Source organism: Mesorhizobium sp. M0016, from assembly GCF_040324035.1.
Taxonomy (GTDB): domain Bacteria; phylum Pseudomonadota; class Alphaproteobacteria; order Rhizobiales; family Rhizobiaceae; genus Mesorhizobium.
In genome coordinates, this window is record NZ_JAMYVM010000005.1 from 62881 (window position 1) to 79254 (window position 16374).

The following is a 16374-nucleotide window of genomic DNA, read 5'->3' on the forward strand; positions in this document are numbered from 1 at the left end:
GCCGGCCGCATAAGATGTCGTTCTGGTGAAAAATTGCTTTTTTCAATCATCCCGCTCTTCGCAATGTCCATGCAACTTGGCAGCCGCAAACAGCGCCTCGTCGAAATGCGGGCCGGGCGAATCGCCCGCATCACCAATGAGGCCACCATGCTGCAAACGATGCCTTGTCTTTCCTGGACGCTTGCGCGCTCCGACCTGGAAGCGGACCCGGCTTGGCTGGACATTCCGCAACTTTCCGCCGGCGACGGTGTATGACGGTGTATAAGGTGTCCAGGATCAAGAACCTCAAAACCTATGACTGGCGCTTCGCATGACTGATCCACTGTCGGCGATCCTGGGCTTCGGCCTGCTTGGTGTCGGCTGTCTCGCCTTCACTGAAAAGATCCTGCCGCTGCCGCCCTCGCATGTGCTGCTGCTGTTCCTCGGCATGACGGCAGCCTCCGATCTCCTGGCGCTGGCGATCCTGCTTCTGGTGACGACGCTGTCCGCCATCACAGGCTGCCTTGTCTGGTATAGTGTGGGCCGTAGGATTGGATTGGATCGTGCCGACAGGCTGGTCGAGCGTTTCGGCAAATATGTCTGCTTGCGCTATGCGACCTACAGCAAGCTTGGTCAGGCCTACCGCCGCCATCATGTCCGGGTCTCCTTGCTGGCGCAGTTCATCCCGACGGTTCGCAACTATCTGCCGATCGCGGCCGGCGCGCTCCGTCTTCCACTCTTGCCCTTCGCGGCGGCGACGCTGCTCGGCGCCACGCTATGGAACACCGGCTTCCTCGTCACCGGCTACCTTATGCGCGGCAGCGGCCGGGATTCCTATGCCATCGGCTTTCGCATCATCGTCATCGTTTTGGCGCTGGAGACGGCGTTTATGCTCGCGCTGCGCTACGGTTCAGCCTGCCGGCGGCGCCTCGGATTCCGCTGACCAGGAGGCGCCTCAAGCCGTATGGGTATAAGGCCCGCCTTCGGCTTTCCTTCCCCGTCGCGCCGGTGTTTAGTCCGGCCATGGCTTTCACCATCCGCCAGTTGCAGTTCTTCATTGCCGTCGCCGAGCAAGGCACGGTGTCGGGCGCCGCACAAAACCTCTCCATCTCGCAATCCTCGGTCACCGAGGCGATCAAGGAGCTGGAGAGCGATCTCGGCGTCGAATTGTTCGAGCGCCATCCACGTGGCCTCAACATTACTCACAAAGGCCACCAGTTCCTGCGCCATGCGACCAAGATCCTGGCCGACGTCTCCGACGCGCGCCGCGCTTTTTCCGACGACCAGGTGGTGGCTGGCGGGCGGCTGCAGCTCGGCGTCACCTCGCTGGTCGCGGGCTATGTGCTGTCCGATCTGCTGGCGCGCTACCGCCGCGCCTATCCCGGCATTGATGTCTCGGCTATCGAGGACAATGGCGACTATCTCGAACATCTGCTGATCGGCGGCAAGCTCGACATTGCCGTCATGGTCACCTCCAATTTGCGCGACCGCACCGCGCTGCAGTCGGAAATCCTCGAGGTCTCGGCCTACCGGCTGTGGGTCCCGCTCGGCCACAAGCTGGCCAGCGCCGACATTATCGGCATAGGCGACATTGCCGGCGAGCCGCTGATCATGCTGACCGTCGACGAGATCGAGGAGAACACCGGCAAGCTTCTGGCGGCGATCGGCGCCAGGCCGCATGTCGCCTTTCGCACCCGGTCGGTCGAAGCCGTTCGCAGCCTCGTCGCCACAGGTGCGGGCGTGGCGTTGCTGCCCGACCTAGTCTACCGGCCGTGGTCGCTGGAAGGCGACCGCATCGAATCGCGCGACATTTCGGGTTCCCTGCCGGTCGTCCAGGTCGGCATGGTCTGGCGCCGCGGCTCCGGTCTGCCGCAGGCGTCGCGCGACTTCATCGGCCTTGCCCAGTCGCAACGTATGGTACGCCAGCAGCGTTGATAGGGTGCGTGGTTATCTATCGGAAAAACCGATATCGCGTTTCTGATAAATGAATTTGCGAAACCGGAATTTTCCGAGCACTTTTCATGTCAGGGACGAAAGCCGCCATCAGAGCGGCAACGTGCCATCGGATGAACTGACGCTTTTCAGCCTGCGGCTGACCGCGGCGGCGACTCGCTTCGCAGTCAGGCGCCAAATGGGAGATTGACGATGTACTCATTTCTGAAGACGTGCACCGCCTTGACGGTCGCGCTAACCTTTTCCGGTCAGGCTGTCGCCCAGGTCAAGGAGCTCGGCAAGGGCGAAGGCGAGGTCAGCATCGTTGCCTGGCCGGGGTACATCGAGCGCGGCGAAACCGACAAGGGCTATGACTGGGTGACCTCCTTCGAGAAGGAGAGCGGCTGCAAGGTCAACGTCAAGACCGCGAACACCTCCGACGAGATGGTCTCGCTGATGAATGAGGGTGGGTTCGATCTAGTCACCGCTTCGGGTGACGCATCGCTGCGCCTCGTTGCCGGCAAGCGCGTGCAGCCGATCAACACCGATCTCATCCCGAGCTGGAAGGCGGTAGACGACCGTCTGAAGGATGCGCCCTGGTTCACCGTCGACAAGGTGCATTACGGCGTTCCCTATCAGTGGGGCCCGAACATCCTGATGTACAACACCGATGTCTTCAAGGAAGCGCCCAAGAGCTGGAACGTCGTCTTCGAGGAAATGAACCTGCCGGACGGCAAGTCCAACAAGGGCCGCGTCCAGGCCTATGACGGCCCGATCCACATCGCCGACGCCGCCAACTATTTGATGTTCCACAAGCCGGAACTCGGCATCAAGGACCCGTACGAACTGAACGAAGACCAGTACAAGGCAGCGCTCGAGCTGCTGCGTGTTCAGCGGACGCTGGTCGGCCGCTACTGGCATGACGCCGCCATCCAGGTCGACGACTTCCAGAACGAAGGCGTCGTCGCTTCCGGTTCGTGGCCTTACCAGGTCAACACGCTGGTTGCCGCCAAGAAGCCGGTCGCCTCGACCGTGCCGGAAGAAGGCGTCACCGGCTGGGCCGACACCACCATGATGGAGGCCGACGCCGCGCATCCCAACTGCGCCTATATGTGGCTTGAGCATTCGCTGTCGCCCAAGGTGCAAGGCGATGTCTCGGCCTGGTTCGGCTCGCTCCCCGTGGTGCCCGCTGCCTGCAAGGGCAACGAGCTGCTCGGCGAGGAAGGCTGCAAGACCAACGGCTACGAGAACTTCGACAAGATCAAGTTCTGGAAGACGCCGGTCTCGAAGTGCGCCACCCAGAACGACCACTGCGTGCCCTACTACCGCTGGGTGTCCGACTATATCGGCGTCATCGGCGGGCGGTGAGCTCCCTTAACCCTCCCCCTTGTGGGGAGGGTCGACGCGCAGCGTCGGGGGGGCAACGCTGACGTCCGGTGCTAGTCACCCCACCCGCGGCTTCGCCGCGACCTCCCCCATCGAGGGGGAGGTGAAGTGCCGTGCCCGCTGGCCTGATTGGTGGCGGCAAGAGCTATTTCGACGAACACAAACCGGCAACAGACGGACAGCCCATGACATCGGCCGTTTCCTTCCAGAAAGTCTCTCGCCATTTCGGCAGCGTGCGCGCCGTCGATGCGGTCGATCTCGATATCGTGCCGGGCGAGTTCTTCGCCATGCTCGGTCCGTCGGGGTCCGGCAAGACGACCTGCCTGCGCCTCATCGCCGGCTTCGAGCAGCCGACCTCGGGCTCGATCTCGATCTTCGGCGACCGAGCCGAGGGCGTGCCGCCCTATCGCCGCAACGTCAACACGGTGTTCCAGGACTACGCGCTGTTCCCGCATTTGAACGTGCTGGACAATGTCGCCTACGGGCTGATGGTCAAGGGCATCGCCAAGCCGCAGCAGCAGAAGGCGGCGGAAGAGGCATTGTCACTGGTGCGGCTTCCCGGCTATGGCGCCCGCCGTCCCGGCCAGCTCTCCGGCGGCCAACGCCAGCGCGTCGCGCTGGCCCGTGCGCTGGTCAACCAGCCCAAGGTGCTTTTGCTCGACGAGCCGCTCGGCGCGCTCGACCTCAAGCTGCGCGAGAACATGCAGGAAGAGCTGAAGTCGCTGCAGAAGGCGCTCGGCATCACCTTCGTCTTCGTCACCCACGACCAGGGCGAAGCGCTGTCGATGGCCGACCGCGTCGCCGTCTTCAATGACGGCAAGATCATGCAGATCGGCACGCCGGAAGACATCTACCAGCGGCCGAAGACCCGCTTCGTCGCCGATTTCGTCGGCTCCTCCAACGTACTGCCGCCGGACTTCGTCCAGCGCTATTCCGGCCAGCACCGCTGGGGCAGCCTGCGTCCCGAATCCATCCGCATCGGCCGCGCCGCCAAAGGCGAGGGCGTCGCCGCGCGCCTGGTCGGAACCAACTATCTCGGCGCTACGACCAAGCTGACGCTCGACGCCGACGGGTTGAGGCTGCACGCCATCGTACCGGCCGGGACAAAGCTGCCGGCGAAAGGCGAAGCGGTGGTGCTGACGTTCAACCGCGAGCATTTGCATTTGATGGACGAGCCGGCATGATTGAGGTTTGCGCCAAGCACCCCCCTCTGTCCTGCCGGACATCTCCCCCTCAAGCGGGGAGATTGGCTGTTCCTCCCGGTTTCGCCAATCTTCAACGTTGGGGATTTGGCGAGGCAGCGAAACTGCTGATCTCCCCCCTTGAGGGGGAGATGTCCGGCAGGACAGAGGGGGGTGTGAAGGAACGCGGCTTCTCAGGGTTCCTTCAGCACGCGGTCGCCCCATGACCATCGCCGCGCTCAACTCAACCTCCGCCCCCGCCATCCTGCCCGGCAGCGGTGGCATGCGCGGCGCACTGTCGGACCTTTTCTGGCGCAAGCCGCAACTGCTGCTGTTCCTCATGCTGCTGCCGCCGGTTCTATGGCTCGGCGTTGTCTATATCGGCTCGTTGTTCGCACTTCTGGCGCAGAGCTTTTTTTCGATCGACGAGTTCTCCGGCCTCATCAACCACGAATTCACGCTGAAGACCTATGGCGACCTGTTCCAGCCCGCCAATCTCGACATCATCCTGCGCACGGTGACGATGGCGGTGCTGGTCACGCTGGCCTCGGCCGTCATCGCCTTCCCGATCGCCTATTATGCGGCGCGCTATGCCCGCGGCCGCTGGAAGGCGCTGTTCTATCTCGGCGTCATGCTGCCGCTATGGTCGAGTTACCTCGTCAAGATCTACGCCTGGAAGCTGATCCTCGCCAAGGAAGGCATTTTGACCTGGCTGCTCGCCAAATTGCATCTGCTCTGGGTGCTCGATGGCTGGCTGTCGCTGCCGGTCGTCGGCGGCAATTCCCTGTCGGTCTCCGCCACCGGCACCTTCATCGCTTTCGTCTATGTCTGGCTGCCGTTCATGATCCTGCCGGTGCAGGCGGCATTGGAGCGCGTGCCCGGCAATCTGGTCGAGGCGTCCTCCGATCTCGGCGCATCGCCGGGCCAGACCTTCCGCAACGTGCTGTTCCCGCTGGCGCTGCCCGGCATCGTCGCCGGCTCGATCTTCACCTTCTCGCTGACGCTGGGCGACTACATCATCCCACAGATCATCGGCACATCGCGGCTGTTCATCGGGCAGGCCGTCTATTCGCAGCAAGGCACAGCCGGCAACATCCCGCTCGCCGCAGCCTTCACCGTCGTGCCCATCGTCATCATGGGTTTCTATCTCTGGGGCGCCAAGCGCATGGGGGCCTTCGATGCGCTCTGACGGTTCGCAATCCGCTCCGCTCGGCCTCAAGATCGCTGCCGCCTGCGGCCTGCTGTTCCTGCATCTGCCGATCCTGCTGATCTTCGTCTATGCCTTCACCACGGAAGAGAAGAGCTTCGTCTGGCCGCCGCCGGGGCTGACCACACAATGGTTCGCCGTCACCTGGAACCGGCCGGATGTCTGGCAGGCGCTGTCGCTTTCGGTCCGCGTCGCCGCAATCTCGACCGCGATTGCCTTGATACTGGGCACGCTGTGCGCCGCCGCCGTGTCACGGACGAAATTCTTCGGCCGCGAGACGATCTCGCTGCTCGTCATCCTGCCGATCGCGCTGCCCGGCATCATCACCGGCATCGCGTTGCGCTCGGCCTTCTCGCTAGCCGACATCCCGTTCTCGTTCTGGACGATCGTGCTCGGCCACGCCACCTTCTGCGTTGTCGTCGTCTACAACAATGCGGTCGCCCGTTTCCGCCGCACTTCCGGCTCAATGATCGAGGCCTCGATGGATCTCGGCGCCGACGGCTTCCAGACCTTCCGGCACGTCGTGCTGCCCAACATCGCCACCGCTCTGCTTGCCGGGGGGATGCTCGCCTTCGCGCTGTCCTTCGACGAGGTCATCGTCACCACCTTCACCGCCGGCCAGCAGCAGACCGTGCCGATCTGGATGCTGGAAGAGCTGATCCGCCCACGCCAGCGTCCGGTCACCAATGTCGTCGCCATGGTCGTGGTGCTGGTGACGCTGCTGCCCATCCTTGCCGCCTATTACCTGACCCGCGACGGCGACCAGATCGCCGGTTCGGGCAAATGAAGAACAGCGAATAGGGAGTAGCGAATAGCGAATAGGGGAGATTGCACGACCAGCCCTATTCGCTACTCGCTATTCGCTACTCGCTCCTGACCGAGGAGAACCTGCATGGACACCCAGATGCTGATCGGCTCGAGCTTCGAGAACGGCACCGAGACCGAGGAGCCGATTCTGAATCCAAAGACCGGGGCGACCATTCTCAACCTGCCTGAAGCCAGCCAGGCGCAGATCGAGGCGGCTGTTACTACCGCCGAGCGAGCGTTCGTCTTGTGGTCACGCACAACGCCGGCGCAGCGCTCCGGCTATCTCCTCAAGATCGCCGACCGCATCGAGGCCAACGCGCGGGAGTTCGCGGCGCTCGAGGCGCTGAATTGCGGCAAGCCGATCAACGCCGTGCTCAATGACGAAATCCCGGCGATCGTCGACTGCTATCGCTTCTTTGCCGGCGCGGTACGTTCGATGCCGGGCGTGGTCGCCGGCGAATATCTGCCCGGCCACACCTCGATGGTGCGGCGCGACCCGATCGGCATCGTCGCTTCCATCGCGCCGTGGAACTATCCACTGATGATGATGGCCTGGAAGCTGGCGCCGGCCATTGCCGGCGGCAACACCGTCGTCTTCAAGCCGTCGGAGCAGACGCCGCTGACGGCGCTGAAGCTGGCCAGGATCCTGGCCGAGGTGCTGCCCGAGGGCGTCGTCAATGTCGTGCTCGGCCGCGGCGACAGCGTCGGCAACACGCTGATCAATCACGCCAAGGTCAACATGATTTCGATCACCGGCGACGTCGCCACGGGCAAGAAGGTGCTGCAGGCCGCCGCCAAGTCGGTCAAGCGCACGCATCTGGAACTCGGCGGCAAGGCGCCGGTCATCGTTTTCGACGATGCCGACCTCGGCGCCGTGGTCAACGGCCTGCGCGCTTTCGGCTACTACAATGCCGGGCAGGATTGTACAGCCGCCTGCCGCATCTATGCCGGCAAGAAGATCTACGACAAGCTCGTCGCCGATCTCTCATCTGCCGTCTCGACCATCAAATACAACCAGCCCGACGACACCGAAAACGAGATCGGGCCGCTGATCTCGCGCCGCCAGCGCGATCGAGTCTCGAGCTTCGTCGAGCGCGCTTCGGAACTGAAGCACATCGAGATCACCACCGGCGGCAAGCCGGGCGAAGGCTCCGGCTTCTATTACCAGCCGACGGTGGTTGCCGGCGCGCTGCAGGAAGACGAGATCGTGCGCCGCGAAGTGTTCGGTCCGGTCGTCTCCATCACCCGCTTCTCCGAAGTCGATGAAGCCGTGAACTGGGCCAATGACAGCGACTACGGCCTGGCATCCTCGGTGTGGACCAAGAACGTCTCGCGCGCCATGGCGACGGCCGCCCGTCTGCAATATGGCTGCACCTGGATCAACACCCATTTCATGCTGACCAACGAGATGCCGCATGGCGGGCTGAAGCAGTCTGGCTACGGCAAGGACATGTCTCTCTATGCGCTGGAGGATTATACCGCCGTTCGTCATGTGATGGTCGCGCATGGGTAGAGGCTGCCAATATCTCTAAAATGTTCGCCAACCCGTTTTCTGTACATTAAGCGAGAGTTACTTTTGCGGTACGGCGGGAGTTCACGATTTACTGAATATTCAACCTGAACGAGCAGCCTCTTGCCGGGAAACCGCGCGGCGAGGGGTTTGCGCATGAACACGACCAAGATCAAGCTGGTACTCATTGGCGGCTTCTGTCTGCTGATCGCTGTGTTCGGCGGCAAGGACATGATCAAGAAGAGCGGCTGGCCCGAGGCGCCTGCTGAAATCCTCGCGGTCAATGTCGAATGCGACATGGAATCGACCGCCCACAAGATTGTCTACAAGACCGTCAGCACCGCCACGATCCCGTGCGAACTGGTGGATGCGTTCAAGACGGTTCATGCTGACAAAGAGTGGAAGGTGACCCAGAAATTCACCGGCACCTTGCGCGTCGGCACCGGCGCCGACGCCGTCGAGGCCACGATGGAGCTGAACAAGAACGGTGCCCGCGAACCGCAGGTCGGCGACAAGCTCACCGTCGTCCAGAACCCCGTCAACCCCACCCAGATCGAACGCACCGGCATGACCGGCACGCGTTTGACGATCGTCATTGGGGCTGGACTGCTCGGCGCGTTGCTTCTCTATCTTGCTTTCAAACCCCGCCGGCGGATGTCGACCTCCGCCGTGGCGGGCAACCCTGCCGGAGATGCCGGCGCGGACCAGCGCGCGCGCCAGGCCGACGCCTTGATAGCGGCGGCCCTGGCCAAGCAGGCCACATTGCCCAATCAGCCGGCACGTGTCGCGGCTGCCGGATCGGGCAGGGAAGGGCGGTTTTCCGGGCAGCGGACGAGTTTCGGCCGCCGCAACTGATGGCCGAAAACTGCTGCACCTGCCACGGCTACTCCACGATGCGGTAGATGTTCCAAAGGCTGGTGCCTGAAACGACGTAGGGCTCCATCTCCTTGCCCCATTTGGCGTGCGCGTCGATCTTGCCGATCCTGGCGAAGAATCCCTCCAGCTGGGCAAGGCTTTCGACCTGATGATGCGATTCGACCGTCGCTTCCCGAGCTCCGACCGAACCGGTCATGATCTGGAACTCGAGATCGGCAATGCCGACCTGAGAGCCGATCTCGCGTTCCCATTTCTTCAACAGGTCGAGCACGGTCTGCTTGTGCCCGAACTTGGCGTCGATCTGCCATCTGGCGCTGAACATTTTGTCTCCTCCAGTTTTGCGGCCCAAACCGCGGTTGATCTTTCCGCGGTGGAACTACTCGTCCCAGGCCTGCACGACGGTCTGTCGTGCAATCCGCCCATTCTTCAGCTCCAGCATCGCCGCGCAGAACACTTTCGTTCCGTCCGGATAGGCGCAGGCCTGGGTGAAGGCGAGATTGTCGCCATCGGCGATGGTGGTGTCGACCTTGTGGGTCATCGCCCGGCTGCAGATGTCGTCCCAGAAGGTGCTGATCGCCGCCCGGCCGCGGATCTCGCGCGGCTTGCTCGGCGGATTGTTGCGGTCGATCACCCGCACCAGTGCGTCGTCGGCATAGAAGCTAGCGAGCATCCTGCCGTCCCGTCCTTCGATCGCTTTCTTGATCGCCGCGCCGTCCACGCTCTGCGTCTTGGTCAGCATCTTCTCCTCCATGGCCCGTTGATCGGGCGGTTGAATGATCACAAGCAATGCCCGGCGCACCGCCCGGCATTTTCTTTCACTGCGACTTGGCTTTGACGGCTGCGAACACGCCGTCGGTCTGTTGTTTGAAGGTCGCGAAATCGACCTGGCTGCCGTTGAGCATCGTCGACCAGTGGCGCACGATGGCCGCCATCGCGATCGCCTCCTTGATCTCCTCATCGGTCGCGCCATTGAGCTTGGCGGCCTCGGTGTGGAAATAGATGCAGTACTGGCAGGGGATCTGCGAGGCGACGGCCAGCCCCAGCAGTTCCTTGGTCTTGCCGTCGAGCGCGGTCTTGGGGTTGAGCTGCACACCCTTGATCTCGGCCCAGGCGCCGGCAACCGCGACATCGGGCAGCGTCTTGAACATGTCCGGCACTGAGCCGAGCGTCGCCTCGATGTCCTTGTAGGCGGCGGCCGCCGAGGCATCCTCGGCTCTGGCGGGAGCGATCGTGAACAACGCGCCAACGCCTGCCGCTATCACCAGCGATTTGATCGACCTGTTTGACTTCAGCATTGCATCCTCCATCCGCAGTGCCTTTCCCGGCGACATCCGCCTGGCCTGCATGGAGAGAATTGGTACGCCTCGACCCCACCTGGCCGCTTCGCCCGAAAGCGCCATGGTCCCTATGGCCCGTCCGGGCCAGCCTGCCTGGCGGAAAATGCCGCTGCCGCCGCCCGTGACGGCAAATCGAGCTTCAGCAATATGTTGGCGACATGACGCTTGACCGTATGCTCGCTGAGCCTCAGCTCGGCGGCGATCGCGGCATTGCTCTTGCCGTCGGCGATCAGGATCACCACCTCGCTTTCGCGCGCCGTCAGTTGAGCCGGCTCGGCGGGTTTCGCCTTGGGGCGGCAGGCCGGCTCCAGGTGCTGTTCCGACGTTGCCTGGACCAGCGCCAGCGGCTCGTCCAGCTCATCCACCGTGACACGCCCGGCATCGATGAAATGCAGGCCGGACCCCGCCGCCAGATCGGCGGCCAGCCGCGACGCCAGAATATCGCCGCGCCCGGCATGGGCGGCGATCTGCATCGTCACCCGTGCCATCAGCCCCACCGGCGGCCCGCGCATTTCGACCTCGCCGACATGGGCGCCCTGGGCGCTTGCAATGCCCATATGTTGCGCCGCATCGCGCAGTGCCGCCGCGCAGCGTATGGCCCGCGCCGGCCCGTCGAAGCGCGAGATCATCAATTCGCCATGGATGCCGGCGACGCGTCCGCCATGACGGCCGACCAGCTGCTGCCAGCTCTCCTGGAAGCGCTCGCTACGTTCGCTCCACATGCGGTCGCCAACCCGCGCCGTGTCGTAGATGCGTGTCGCCAGAAGAGCGGCAAGCACGCGCTCCGCTTCGGCCACGGCACGCTCGCCGGTCAGGAATTCCTCGATCAGGTCAGCCACCCGGTCGACATCGCCGGTCCAGATCGGGTGGTCGCGCCCGGGGACCTCGACCAATCGCGCATTGGCGATCTCTTTCGCCAGGAAGCGGCTGGCGTCCGGGTCGACCCGCGCGTCGTTGCGGCGATGAATGAGCAGTGTCGGTGCGCCGATCGCCGAAAGCACGCCGCGCACATCGATTCCGGCATTCATCCGGGCAAGGGCTGCCGCTGCCGTCGGACTGGCCGACAGCCGCTCGAAGCGGGCCCACCACTGGGTGAAATGCGCATCATCTACCCGGCCGGGAGCGAAGTTGGGCAGTGTGGCGCCCGTGCCCCATTCCGTGCCGGCCGTCGCGATGAAGGCCTCGAGGCGCTCCGGCGACATCACCCATTTGTGGAAATGCGCATAACCGCCATAGAGCGCCAGCGCTCGTGTCCGTTCCGGATAGGTGGCGGCAAACAACATTGCCATCGGCGCGCCTTCCGAAGCGCCGAGCAAGGCCGCGCGCCCGCTGCCGGTGGCATCCATCACCGCGCGCACATCGTCCATGCGGGTTTCGAGGCTGGGCAGGTGGCGTGGGTCGACGCGGTCGGACAGGCCGGTGCCGCGCTTGTCGAACAGGATCAGCCGCGAGAACGCCGAGAGCCGTTTCAAGAGCCTGGCGTAGCCCTCGTCTTCCCAATGCAGGTCGAGATTGGAGATGAAGCCGGGCACGAAAACCAGGTCGAACGATCCCTGGCCGACCACCTGATAGGCGATCCGCACGTCGCCGCTGAGGGCATATCGCGTCTCGATCGGCCTCACGTTGCTATCCCGCCCGGCCAGACGATTTCTGATCGCCGACCATAGCAGACGCCTGGCGGATGCGGCAGCCAAACTTTAGAAGACAGGAATATAGCCCGCGGCGAACCGTGTTCGCCCGCCATTTCTGGGGGAGGCTATTTCTGGGGAGCGGCGCTCTCTGCACCCGTGGGTTGGACGTAGCCGATGCTCACATCGGCCTGCTCCTCGGTCTTCGGCCGCTTGATCCTGGCCGAGGCCACGACGACGAGTTCGTCAAAACCTTCGCCGCCGCTGTCCAGCATCTCGAAGAACTGCCGGCGCATCCTGGGCTCCCAGAACTTGTTGATGTGCTCGGCCACGCCCGCCACACCTTCCTCACGGGGCCTTGAATGGAAGAAGGCGGCGATCTGGTTGGCCATGCGCACCAGCTTTTCCCCGGTGCTCGTGATGTGTTCTTCGTCATGCGACATGCTGGGCAACTCCCAAGACCACCCGTTCCGGGTGGGTGAAAACATCGAAATCGTCGCCGCGCACCAGCGCCACCAGCGTCATGCCGGCCTCTTCGGCGGTGCGGATGGCAAGGGCTGTTGGCGCCGACACGGCGATGATGAAGGCGGAGCCGATCGCCGCCGTTTTCTGCACCATCTCCACTGAGACGCGTGATGTCACCACCACCGCGCCCGATGCACCGTCAATGCCGGCCTTGGCCAGCGCGCCGGCCAGTTTGTCCAGCGCATTGTGCCGGCCGACATCCTCGCGCGCCATGACGATGCCTTTGCCGGGAATGTAGAAGCCCGCTGCATGCACGGCGCCGGTTTCTGAATGCAGAGGCTGCACCTTGGACAAAAGCTTTACCGAACGGGTGATGTCGTCGGCTTCAAGCGTAAGCTTGGACGCACCAACCTTATCGACCGAGCGCATCGCTTCCTCGATGGATTCGATGCCGCACAGCCCACAGCCGACCGGGCCGGCGAGCCGCCGCCGCCGCGCCTCGAAGCGCGTATTGGCCTGGTCCTTCAGCCGGATCTGGATATCGATGCCGGCGCCATGGTCCTCGACCTCGATCGCCTCGATCTCGTCAGGCAAACCGATGATGCCTTCGGTCAGCGAGAAGCCGAGCGCGAAATCCTCGAAGTCGGCCGGGCTCGCCATCATCACCGCATGGGTGGTGCCGGCAAACGAGAACGCCACCGGCGTCTCCTCCGGCACCATGCGGTTGGCCGTCGCAGTGCCGCTGGCGCGGTGGGCAAGGCGAGAGATTTGGGTGGTGGCTTGGCGTTTTCGGGTCACGAGGCGCGCCCCTCTGCCCTGTTCGTCCTTAGCAGTAGCTGTGGAGGCTCGCGCCTTTCCTCTCCCCCGTCGATCGGGGGAGAGGTGTCAAGCGAAGCTTGACGGAGTGGGGGTCGACTGCTCGCCAGATAGGCCGGTTTGCCTGCTCTTTGGGTTGTGCGCGACTTTCGACGGCTGCGTGTTGCGGGGCCGGCGTCCCCCACTCCGTCGCCGCTTCGCGGCGCCACCTCTCCCCCCTCCGGAGGGAGAGGAAAGGCGCCAGGCGGCTTAAGCTCTCCTTCCTGACGGAGTGGGGGTCGACCAACCGTCAAGATTGAAGCTCTCATTGTCGAACGCCGTGGCAAGACTACTCCGCCGCCTGTAGCGGAGCGATGCGGCGGCTCTGCTCGGCCTGCTCGTTATAATCGCGCTGCCAGTCCGAAGGCCCGTTGGAGGCGCCGACCTGCACCGCGGTCACCTTGTACTCCGGGCAGTTGGTCGCCCAGTCGGAGAAGTCGGTGGTGATGACGTTGGCCTGCGTGTCGGGATGGTGGAACGTTGTGTAGACCACACCTGGCGACACCCGGTCGGTGATCAGCGCACGCAGCGTCGTCTCACCCGAACGGCTGGTCAGCCGCACCCAGTCGCCATCGCGCAGGCCGCGGTTCTCCGCATCGTGCGGATGGATCTCCAGCCGGTCCTCCGAGTGCCACATGACGTTTTCGGTGCGCCTTGTCTGTGCACCGACATTGTACTGGCTAAGGATGCGACCGGTGGTCAGCAGCAACGGGAAACGCGGCCCGGTTCGCTCGTCGGTCGCGACATATTCTGTGCGGATGAACTTGCCCTTGCCGCGCACGAAGCCGTCGATATGCATGATCGGCGTGCCGAGCGGCGCCTTCTCGTTGCAGGGCCATTGCACCGATCCGACACGGTCGAGCAGATCGAAGGAGACGCCGGCGAAGCTTGGCGTCGTTTTGGCGATCTCGTCCATGATTTCGGAGGGATGCTGGTAGTTCCAATCCAGCCCGATCGCGCGGGCAAGCTCCTGTGTCGCTTCCCAGTCGGCATAGCGCGCCTTTGGCTCCAGCACCTTGCGCACCATGTTGATGCGGCGCTCGGCATTGGTGAAGGTGCCGTCCTTTTCCAGGAAGGTCGAGCCCGGCAGGAAGACATGCGCGTAGTTAGCTGTCTCGTTGAGGAACAGGTCGTGCACGACGACGCATTCCATCGCCGCCAGGCCGGCCGCGACATGCTTGGTATCAGGGTCGGATTGCAGGATGTCCTCGCCCTGGATGTAGATGCCCTTGAAGGATCCGTCGACGGCGGCATCCAGCATGTTGGGGATGCGCAGGCCCGGTTCGTCGTCGAGCTTCACCCCCCACAACGTCTCATAGATGTCGCGCACCGCCTCGCCGGAGATGTGGCGGTAGCCCGGCAGTTCATGCGGGAACGAGCCCATGTCGCAGGAACCCTGCACGTTGTTCTGGCCGCGCAGCGGATTCACCCCGACGCCCGGGCGGCCGATATTGCCGGTCGCCATGGCAAGGTTGGCGATAGCCATAACCGTGGTCGAACCCTGGCTGTGTTCGGTCACGCCAAGGCCGTAATAAATCGCGCCATTGCCGCCCTTGGCATAGAGCCGAGCAGCACCTCGGATCAGTTCGGGATCGACGCCGGACAGCTTGCCCACGATTTCGGGGCTGTTTTCCGGCAAGGCGACGAAAGAAGCCCAATCCTGGAACTCCGCCCAGTCGCAGCGATCGCGGATGAAGGCTTCGTCGAAAAGCCCTTCGGTAACGATGACATGCGCCAGCGCCGTCAGCACCGCCACGTTGGTGCCGGGCTTCAGCGGCAGGTGATAGTCGGCCTCGATATGCGCCGACTTGACCATTTCGGTGCGGCGCGGATCGAGCACGATCAGCTTGGCGCCCTGGCGCAGCCGCTTTTTCAGCCGCGAGGCGAACACCGGGTGCGCGGAAGCCGGATTGGCGCCGATGATGACGGCGACATCGGTGAAATCAACGGAATCGAAATCCTGCGTGCCGGCCGAGGTGCCATAGGTCTGGCCGAGGCCGTAGCCGGTCGGCGAGTGGCAGACGCGGGCGCAGGTGTCGACATTGTTGTTGCGGAAGCCTTGGCGCACAAGCTTCTGCACCAGATAGGTCTCTTCATTCGTGCATCGCGAGGACGTGATGCCGCCGATCGAGGTGCGGCCGTATTGATACTGGATACGGCGGAATTCCTTGGCCGTATGGGCGATGGCCTCTTCCCAACTCACCTCGCGCCAGGGATCGCTGACCTTTTCCCGGATCATAGGCGACAGGATGCGGTCCTTGTGAGTCGCATAGCCATAGGCGAAACGGCCCTTCACGCAGGAGTGGCCGTGGTTGGCCTTGCCGTCCTTGTAGGGCATCATGCGAATGACTTCGTCGTCCTTCACTTCGGCCTTGAACGAGCAGCCGACGCCGCAATAGGCGCAGGTGGTGACGGCGGAGCGCTCGGGCATGCCTTTCTCAAGCACGGTCTTTTCACGCAGCGCGTCGGTCGGACAGGCCTGCACGCAGGCGCCGCAGGACACGCATTCGGAGGCGATGAAATCCTCGTGCATGCCGGCGACCATGCGCGATTCGAAACCGCGGCCCTCGATCGTCAGCGCGAAGGTGCCTTGCACCTCCTCGCAGGCCCGCACGCAGCGCGAGCACACGATACATTGCGCCGGATCATAGGTGAAATAGGGGTTGGACTCATCGCGGGCGATGTAGTCGACCGCCAGCGAGCCATGGCCGGGCGCGACGCCGTTTTCCTGCTTGACGTGGTTGCGGCCCTCGATGCCGAAGCGGTTCTCGGTCAGGCCGACCGATTTCGCCACAACGTCGAACTCGCTGGCGCCGGTGCCGGCCTTCTCGTTCCAGCCGGTCGGGTGGTCGGAGACGTAAAGCTCCATGACACCGCGGCGGATGGCGTCGAGCCGCTCGGATTGCGTGCGCACCACCATGCCTTCGCCGACGGGCGTCGTGCAGGATGCCGGCGTGCCGCCGCGCCCGTCGATCTCGACCAGGCAGACGCGGCAGGAGCCGAACGAGTCCAGCATGTCGGTAGCGCAGAGTTTTGGGATCTCGACCCCGCCTTCCATCGCCGCGCGCATGATCGACGTACCGTCCGGCACGCTGATGCTGCGGCCGTCGACGATCAGCGTAACCTGCTTTTGCGCCTTCGATTCCGGGGTTCCGTAATCGAGTTCTTCGATGAGTGTCGGGAAGTCGGCCTTGATATTCATCTGCCAGCT

16 protein-coding genes are annotated in these 16374 nt (G+C 63.7%); 9 read left to right on the top strand and 7 right to left on the bottom strand.

The window, feature by feature from the left end; genetic code table 11:
• Nucleotides 1-33 precede the first annotated feature (33 nt).
• The 9 genes from NKJ88_RS09505 to NKJ88_RS09545 all read left to right on the top strand — a co-directional run bounded on the left by NKJ88_RS09505 (nucleotide 34) and on the right by NKJ88_RS09545 (nucleotide 8857).
• Nucleotides 34-255 (top strand): hypothetical protein, encoded by a 222-nt coding sequence (locus NKJ88_RS09505; RefSeq protein WP_023715587.1) that lies wholly within the window; start codon nucleotides 34-36, stop codon nucleotides 253-255.
• 55 nt (nucleotides 256-310) lie between these two features.
• Nucleotides 311-922, top strand: a complete 612-nt coding sequence (locus NKJ88_RS09510) for a DedA family protein (protein ID WP_023702654.1) — start codon at nucleotides 311-313, stop codon at nucleotides 920-922.
• 80 nt (nucleotides 923-1002) lie between these two features.
• Nucleotides 1003-1914: a LysR family transcriptional regulator gene (locus NKJ88_RS09515; protein WP_023715588.1), complete on the top strand. Its 912-nt coding sequence runs from the start codon at nucleotides 1003-1005 to the stop codon at nucleotides 1912-1914.
• Nucleotides 1915-2124: 210 nt separating this feature from the next.
• Nucleotides 2125-3279: an ABC transporter substrate-binding protein gene (locus NKJ88_RS09520; RefSeq protein WP_023702657.1), complete on the top strand. Its 1155-nt coding sequence runs from the start codon at nucleotides 2125-2127 to the stop codon at nucleotides 3277-3279.
• A 203-nt stretch (nucleotides 3280-3482) separates the two neighbouring features.
• Nucleotides 3483-4481: an ABC transporter ATP-binding protein gene (locus NKJ88_RS09525; protein WP_023715589.1), complete on the top strand. Its 999-nt coding sequence runs from the start codon at nucleotides 3483-3485 to the stop codon at nucleotides 4479-4481.
• Between the two features lie 220 nt (nucleotides 4482-4701).
• The gene (locus NKJ88_RS09530; protein ID WP_023702659.1) at nucleotides 4702-5667 is read left to right on the top strand and encodes an ABC transporter permease; all 966 of its coding nucleotides are present in this window, start codon (nucleotides 4702-4704) and stop codon (nucleotides 5665-5667) included.
• The gene (locus tag NKJ88_RS09535; RefSeq protein ID WP_023673416.1) at nucleotides 5657-6472 is read left to right on the top strand and encodes an ABC transporter permease; all 816 of its coding nucleotides are present in this window, start codon (nucleotides 5657-5659) and stop codon (nucleotides 6470-6472) included. The genes NKJ88_RS09530 and NKJ88_RS09535 overlap by 11 nt, the downstream gene beginning before the upstream one ends.
• Before the next feature lie 105 nt (nucleotides 6473-6577).
• Nucleotides 6578-8005, top strand: a complete 1428-nt coding sequence (locus tag NKJ88_RS09540) for a gamma-aminobutyraldehyde dehydrogenase (RefSeq protein WP_352443980.1) — start codon at nucleotides 6578-6580, stop codon at nucleotides 8003-8005.
• Between the two features lie 153 nt (nucleotides 8006-8158).
• Nucleotides 8159-8857, top strand: a complete 699-nt coding sequence (locus NKJ88_RS09545; protein ID WP_023698927.1) for a hypothetical protein — start codon at nucleotides 8159-8161, stop codon at nucleotides 8855-8857.
• Nucleotides 8858-8885: 28 nt separating this feature from the next.
• Here NKJ88_RS09545 and NKJ88_RS09550 read toward each other — a convergent pair whose 3' ends face one another.
• From NKJ88_RS09550 to fdhF, 7 genes are all read right to left on the bottom strand, one after another.
• Complete coding sequence (locus tag NKJ88_RS09550) at nucleotides 8886-9200, bottom strand: hypothetical protein (protein ID WP_023738143.1); 315 nt, start codon at nucleotides 9198-9200, stop codon at nucleotides 8886-8888.
• A 54-nt stretch (nucleotides 9201-9254) separates the two neighbouring features.
• Nucleotides 9255-9617 (bottom strand): nuclear transport factor 2 family protein, encoded by a 363-nt coding sequence (locus NKJ88_RS09555; protein WP_023688799.1) that lies wholly within the window; start codon nucleotides 9615-9617, stop codon nucleotides 9255-9257.
• A 76-nt stretch (nucleotides 9618-9693) separates the two neighbouring features.
• Nucleotides 9694-10173: a carboxymuconolactone decarboxylase family protein gene (locus NKJ88_RS09560; RefSeq protein WP_023688798.1), complete on the bottom strand. Its 480-nt coding sequence runs from the start codon at nucleotides 10171-10173 to the stop codon at nucleotides 9694-9696.
• 110 nt (nucleotides 10174-10283) lie between these two features.
• A complete protein-coding gene (locus NKJ88_RS09565; protein WP_023673422.1) occupies nucleotides 10284-11837 on the bottom strand; it encodes an alpha/beta fold hydrolase in 1554 nt (517 codons plus the stop codon).
• Between the two features lie 134 nt (nucleotides 11838-11971).
• Nucleotides 11972-12286, bottom strand: a complete 315-nt coding sequence (locus tag NKJ88_RS09570; protein ID WP_023688796.1) for a formate dehydrogenase subunit delta — start codon at nucleotides 12284-12286, stop codon at nucleotides 11972-11974.
• Entirely contained in the window at nucleotides 12276-13106 is an 831-nt protein-coding gene (gene fdhD / locus NKJ88_RS09575; protein WP_352443981.1) for a formate dehydrogenase accessory sulfurtransferase FdhD, read from the bottom strand. Before fdhD ends, NKJ88_RS09570 begins: the two co-directional genes overlap by 11 nt.
• Before the next feature lie 346 nt (nucleotides 13107-13452).
• Entirely contained in the window at nucleotides 13453-16365 is a 2913-nt protein-coding gene (fdhF, locus tag NKJ88_RS09580) for a formate dehydrogenase subunit alpha (protein ID WP_023823788.1), read from the bottom strand.
• Between the last annotated feature and the right edge of the window lie 9 nt (nucleotides 16366-16374).